This is a genomic window from uncultured Gemella sp. (assembly GCF_963515875.1).
Lineage (GTDB): Bacteria > Bacillota > Bacilli > Staphylococcales > Gemellaceae > Gemella.
This window is the reverse complement of sequence record NZ_CAUPZX010000025.1, coordinates 21,664-28,229: the sequence shown is the minus strand read 5'-3', so window position 1 is coordinate 28,229 and position 6,566 is coordinate 21,664. Positions and strand designations below refer to the sequence as shown.

Sequence of the window (6,566 nt, the reverse complement as noted above, 5' to 3'; positions counted from 1 at the left end):
CTTTTTTTTCAACTTCTCTTGACTTTTCTGTTTACACAAAATATTATACACTATCCAATGTTCTATTAATCATTAAATAATAGTTTATTATACTCCAAAACGCCTGTAGCCCTTTAAAACTAAGATACAACAGTAATCTATAATATTTTTTTATCCATTCATAACAAAAAAAGAAACTGACTTTTACATCAATTTCTTTTTTGTCATAATATTCTTATTTATGTAATTCTTTTTCGAAAGCTTCTCTAACTTGTCCTACAGAGAATCCGATGATTACTTGAATAGCTTTACCGTTACGAGCAACTCCAAGAGCTCCAGAACGTTTTAAGAATTCATCATCTTTAACTAAGCTTTCGTCTTTAACGTTAACACGTAGTCTTGTTACACAGTTAGTAACATCTACGATGTTATCTTTACCACCTAAACCTTCAAGAATGATAAGAGCTTGATCGTCGTGAGTAGCTGCATCATCTTTAACTTCTGGTTTAGCTGCTTCTTTACCTTTTTCACGGTACTCTTGTTTAGAGTAAAGTTTTGTTTCAGCATCATCTGCTTCACGTCCAGGTGTGTTTAATTGGAATTTAAGAATCATGAATCTGAATACAAAGAAGTAGATTACTGAGAATACTAATCCAATTGCGATTTGAACGAATACTTGAGATGAGTGATTTTTGAACATTGGTAACCAGTTAAGAGCTAAGAAGTCGATTAATCCACTTCCGAAGTTACCTACAACTCCAAATTGGTACATAGTTGCTGACATTAATGCACCTAATACTGCGTGAGTAGCGAATAACATTGGTGCTGCGAATAAGAATGTAAACTCGATTGGTTCAGTGATTCCTGTTAAGAAACCAGTAAGTGCCGCTGGGATTAATAACCCTGCTACAACTTTTTTCTTGCTGTCTTTAGCTGTTACATACATAGCTAAAGCTGCTGCTGGTAAACCAAATACTTTTGAGTTACCGTGTAATGAGAATCCACCTTGAGGGAATAACTCTTTTAATGGAGTTGAGCTTTGAGAGAACTCTTGAATGTGTTGTACCCAGTAAGCTGTAATTCCATTTTCTACTACTGCTGGTCCAAACATGAATGGCCCATAGATGAAGTGGTGTAATCCTGTAGGGATTAAAATTCTTTCTAGGAATGTGTAAGTGAATACCCCTGCAACTCCAGAAACTTTTAAGAATCCTTGTAATGCAGCAATTCCTAATTGAACTTTTGGCCATAATAAAGCTGTTAAGAATGCAGCTGGAATCATGATTAGGAATCCAACTAAGATAACGAATGTTGACCCTTGGAAAATTCCTAATAATTCAGGTAATTTTTTATCAAAGTATTTATTGTGAATCCATACTGAGATAGATGCAATAACGATAGAACCGATGATTGAAGTATCTAATGTGATTGCTCCAGCAATTCTTGTAATACCTGTAGGTAATTTAAGAGCTGGTGTTACATCTACTCCAAAGAATTTGAATTGAGTTAAGAATCCGTTGATGAAGTAGTTGAAAACCATGTAGATTAAGAACGCTTCTAATGCAGCACGACCATTTGCTTTTTTAGCAAGACCAATTGGAATACCAAGAGCGAATACTACCGGCATTTGATTGAAGATTGTCCACCCTCCTTGTTCAACTACGAACCAGAAGTTATACCAAAGTGTTCCTTCTGTCGCGATGCTCCCTACTAAGTTAGGGTTTTTAAAAATTGAAGTTAATCCAACTACTAATCCGAAGAATGCGAAAATAATAGATGGCATTAACATAGCGCCTCCAAAACGCTGAATTTTTTGTAACATAACATTTTCCTCCTTATAATTATTTTTCTGCTAATGTTACTTCTAAGCCATTATGATCAGAAATAATTGGATAATTATCGTCATTAAATATAACAAAACTTTCTTTTACATTCAACTTTCTATTTATAAATACATAATCCAATTTTTTCTGACACATAGAATCTTCCCAACCACTTATATTTTTATATACGGTAACTCCCCCATCTTTTTTCTCGGCTAATTCATAAGTATCGTATAATCCTTTATCAAGTATGTTTTTGTAGTCATCTACTTGATGGAAATAATCCGTATTGAAATCTCCCATGAAAACTTTAAGATTTTTGTTATCTGTATAATTAATTAGGTTGCTAAGATTTTGATCTATGTCTTCTCCTTTACAAGTCGGCAAATTCATATGACAACTGTAAAATTCTACGATCTCATCATTTACTTTAAGATCGACTTTTAAAATTTTTCTTGATTCGATAGAAGTTACGGTTTGTTGTACCGTACAGTAGAAATCCTCTACGGCAACAACTTCACCCTTAGCTAATATAGCTAATCCTTCTTCGAATTTATCAAATCCTATGTGAGAATATGTCCAGTAATAGCTGTATCCATCCTCTCCATATTCCTTAATTTTATCTAATAATAATTTTCCGAAGTTATCTGTTTTTATCCCTTGTTGAACATCTTCACTATTAATCAATTGATTTACTTCTTGCATGGCAACCACGTCATAATTTTTTTCTACAATTACCTTAGCTAAAATATTTAATTTTTCAAGTTGATTTTCTTCTAACCAACTATGTACATTAATCGTTAATAGTTTCATATTATGTTCCCCTTTTCTTTATTTATTCCAAATATCTTCATTGTATTGAGCAATTGTACGGTCAGATGAGAAGAACCCTGCTTTTGCAATATTTACGATAACTTTCTTCATCCATAATTCACGGTTTTCGTAGTCTGCTAACATTTCTTCTTTCTTAGCGTAATATTCCTCAAAATCAATAAGTGTCATGAACCAATCTTTATTAAGTAGTTCGTTGTATAATCTTTCTAATCTTTCTTTGTTTCCAAGTTTTACTAATTCTTTAGAAACGATGAAGTCTACAACTTCTTTAACACCATCTTTTTCATAGTATTCTTTAGAAACATATCCTGCAGTTTCGTAAAGTTTAATGATTTCATCACTTTCTTTACCAAAGATGTAGATATTTTCACGTCCAACTAGTTCATCGATTTCTACGTTAGCTCCATCTAATGTTCCTAGAGTTAAAGCTCCGTTTAACATAAATTTCATGTTACCAGTTCCACTTGCTTCTTTAGAAGCTAACGAAATTTGTTCAGAAATATCAGTTGCCGGAATTAATTTTTCTGCAACACTTACGTTATAGTTTTCAACTAGGAATACATTTAAGTATTTGTTTACTTCTGAATCATTGTTAATTAATTCTGATAGACATAGAATTAAGTGAATGATATCTTGAGCTATAATATAAGCTGGTGCTGCTTTCCCACCAAAGAATACAGTAATTTTTCTTTCTGGTAATTTACCATTTTTAATATCTAAGTATTTTTTAATTACATATAAAGCGTTCATTTGTTGACGTTTATATTCGTGAAATCTCTTGATTTGTGTATCAATAATACTGTTTTCATCTAATTCGATACCTTGAGTTTCTTTTAGGTATTCTTTAAGAACAAGTTTATTCTCATATTTAATTTCTTCTAATTTAGCTGCTACTTCTTTACTATCAACAAATGCTAATAGTTTTTCTAATTTAGTTGCATCTGTTAAATATTCATCTCCAATTAGATCTTTTAAGTATGCTGCTAACGATCTGTTAGAGAACTCTAACCAACGTCTGAATGTAATACCATTTGTTTTGTTATTAAATTTCTCTGGGTATAACTCATAGAAGTGTTTTAACTCAGAGTTTTTAAGAATTTCAGTGTGTAGGTATGCAACCCCATTTACACTGTTAGAGAAGTGAATATCCATGTTTGCCATGTGTACTCTGTCATCTTTATCGATGATTTGAATATCTTCACCTTCATATTTTTCTCTAATTACAGTATCTAATTGTTTGATGATTGTTACTAAGTGTGGTACCACTTCTTCTAAGTATGCTAATGGCCATTTTTCTAGAGCCTCAGCTAAGATAGTGTGGTTTGTGTAACCAGTCATTTTTTGAACGATTGTGTACGCTTCTTCAAATTTAATTCCATGTTTTTCAGTTAATAATCTAATTAATTCAGGAATTACCATACTTGGGTGAGTATCATTAATTTGAACATATGCATACTCGTATAAGTCGTGTACATTACTTCCTTTAGCAATAGCTTCATCTAAAATTAATTGAGCTGCATTTGATACCATGAAGTATTGTTGGTAAATACGAAGTAATTCACCATTTTTGTCACTATCATCTGGATATAAGAATAAAGTTAAGTTTTTCTTGATTTCAGTTTTATCGAAACTAATACCATTTTCAATAATACTACTATCCACTGATTCAATATCAAATAGGTTTAGATAGTTTTTAGTATCTTTTTTGTACCCTAGTACGTCAATTCTTTTTAATGTTGAAGTTAGGTTAAAGTTTTTAAATGGCACTGTGTATTTAACATCAGTATCTCTTAACCATGAAGAATCTTCAATCCAGAAGTTTGGTTCAGCGTGTTGTTCATTTTTAACAAATACTTGTCTGAATAATCCACAGTGGTAGTTTAAACCTACACCATCTCCATTGATTCCTAGTGATGAAATTGAATCGATGAAGCAAGATGCAAGACGCCCAAGACCTCCGTTACCAAGTGATGGTTCTAATTCTGCTTCCTCAACATCGCTAAGACGTTTGTTAGCTGCATTTAATTCTTTTTCGATTTCTTCGTAGATACCTAAGTTAATTAGGTTATTTGATAATAGTTTACCAATTAAAAATTCTGCTGAAATGTAGTAAACTTTTTTCTTATCATTATTTTGAGCTTTTTTATCAGCTTCTTCTTTTACATAATTTAATAGTTGTATATATATATCTTTGTTTTCTAAAGTACTTAGTTCTTTATTTGTATTATCTAATACATATTTACTAAATGACATTTTATACCCTCTCTCTTGAATATCTTACTGTAATATTTCTTAAAAATTCTTTTATTTCTTCTGTTAGATCTTCTGCAAGCATTCTCCACTCCCAGTTTCCTCCAACTGTTGATGGAACGTTCATTCTACTTGTTGCGTCTTTATCTAACAAATCTTGCATTGTTACGATTGCGTAATCACTTACTGAAGAGTAAATTTCTCTAATCATCGCTTCTGTAATTTTCTCATCATCACGACGATTTAGATAATCAGAAACTAATTTTCTTTCTGACTCGCTAAGTTTTTCATACCATCCATTAACTACATCATTATCATGTGTCCCTGTGTAAGCAACACTATTTTGTGTATAATGATGCGGGCGATCTAGATTATCTTCTCCTGGGAAAGCAAATTGAAGAATCTTCATACCTGGATATCCAGAATCATCTAATAATTTTTCTGCTTTTTCATCAATAAATCCTAGATTTTCTGCGATAATCGGTAAATCTCCTAATTGCTCTTTAATTTTTTGGAATAATTCAATTCCCGGTCCAGCTTCCCAAGTACCATTAACTGCATTTTCAGCATCTCTATCGATTTGCCAGAAATCAGAGAATCCTTTGAAGTGGTCTATACGAAGCACATCATAGATTTTGAAACTTTCTTGAACTCGATAAATCCACCATGAGAATTCTTGTTCTTTATGTTTTTGCCAATCGTATATTGGATTTCCCCAAAGTTGTCCTGTAGGACTGAAATCATCTGCCGGGCAACCAGCTACATAAAGTGGTTCATTGTTTTCATCAACTTTAAATAATTCAGGCATAGTCCACATTTCAACACTATCAGCACTTACATAAATTGGCATATCCCCAATAATTTTAACTCCTTTACTATTAGCATATTCTTTTAACGCTAACCACTGTTTAAAGAAGAAATATTGTGTTACTGTGTAGTATCTTATACTATCTTGAAGTTCAGTACGATATTTTACACGTGAAGTTTCATCACCTCTTTTGATTTCTTCATCCCAGTGAATAAAACTCTTATATCCAAAACTTTCTTTTATCGCCATATATTCAGCATAATCAGCTAACCAACTTGAATTCTCAGCTTCAAATTTTTCAATCTCAGCTAATACTTTTCTATTTTTAATTGTGTTAGCAACTGCTTTTTCTAAAATAGGTCTTCTTGCTTCAAATAATAGTGCATAATCAACTTTTTCAGAATTTTCTCCAAAGTTAACATCTACATAATCACTTTCTTCTAATAATCCATCTTCTTTTAATAATGAAAAATCAATTAGATTTAAGTTCCCTGCTACTGCTGAGAAACTTTGGTATGGTGAATCTCCATAACTTGTAGTTGTTAGTGGTAAAATTTGCCAATATGTTTGTTTTGTTTCTTCTAAAAAGTCTACAAAATCATATGCACTTTTACCAAATGTTCCAATTCCAAATTGTCCTGGTAATGATGTGATATGCATTAAAACACCACTTGAACGTTTTGTCATTCTATTTTCCTCCATTTTATTTTTAACTTGTCTGTACAAAATAAGTTCTTATTAATCAACAATAATTATTATAATAAAACACTTACATTTTGTCAACACATTTATGTAATTCTTTTTATTTCATTATGCGACCTATACGTAAATGTTTAAGACACTGTAAAACTTTTACATATTTCTTGATTTTT

The 6,566-nt window shown here is 31.7% G+C and carries 4 protein-coding genes; all 4 read right to left on the bottom strand.

The window, feature by feature from the left end; translation table 11 throughout:
* Nucleotides 1–214: 214 nt before the first annotated feature.
* Genes RWL85_RS05485 through malQ form a run of 4 tightly spaced genes read right to left on the bottom strand, consistent with a single transcriptional unit; the run spans nucleotide 215 to nucleotide 6,381 of the window.
* Complete coding sequence (locus tag RWL85_RS05485; RefSeq protein WP_060914010.1) at nucleotides 215–1,801, bottom strand: alpha-glucoside-specific PTS transporter subunit IIBC; 1,587 nt, start codon at nucleotides 1,799–1,801, stop codon at nucleotides 215–217.
* Nucleotides 1,802–1,820: 19 nt separating this feature from the next.
* The gene (locus tag RWL85_RS05480; RefSeq protein ID WP_314085841.1) at nucleotides 1,821–2,615 is read right to left on the bottom strand and encodes an endonuclease/exonuclease/phosphatase family protein; all 795 of its coding nucleotides are present in this window, start codon (nucleotides 2,613–2,615) and stop codon (nucleotides 1,821–1,823) included.
* 18 nt (nucleotides 2,616–2,633) lie between these two features.
* Nucleotides 2,634–4,889 (bottom strand): glycogen/starch/alpha-glucan family phosphorylase, encoded by a 2,256-nt coding sequence (glgP, locus tag RWL85_RS05475; protein WP_314085838.1) that lies wholly within the window; start codon nucleotides 4,887–4,889, stop codon nucleotides 2,634–2,636.
* A 1-nt stretch (nucleotide 4,890) separates the two neighbouring features.
* The gene (malQ, locus tag RWL85_RS05470; RefSeq protein ID WP_314085836.1) at nucleotides 4,891–6,381 is read right to left on the bottom strand and encodes a 4-alpha-glucanotransferase; all 1,491 of its coding nucleotides are present in this window, start codon (nucleotides 6,379–6,381) and stop codon (nucleotides 4,891–4,893) included.
* Between the last annotated feature and the right edge of the window lie 185 nt (nucleotides 6,382–6,566).

Excerpts from the sequence above, each read along its gene's own strand:
- RWL85_RS05485 (WP_060914010.1), bottom strand. The coding sequence starts at position 1,801 with ATGTTACAAAAAATTCAGCGTTTTGGAGGCGCTATGTTAATGCCATCT.
- RWL85_RS05480 (WP_314085841.1), bottom strand. The coding sequence starts at position 2,615 with ATGAAACTATTAACGATTAATGTACATAGTTGGTTAGAAGAAAATCAA.
- glgP (WP_314085838.1), bottom strand. The coding sequence starts at position 4,889 with ATGTCATTTAGTAAATATGTATTAGATAATACAAATAAAGAACTAAGT.
- malQ (WP_314085836.1), bottom strand. The coding sequence starts at position 6,381 with ATGACAAAACGTTCAAGTGGTGTTTTAATGCATATCACATCATTACCA.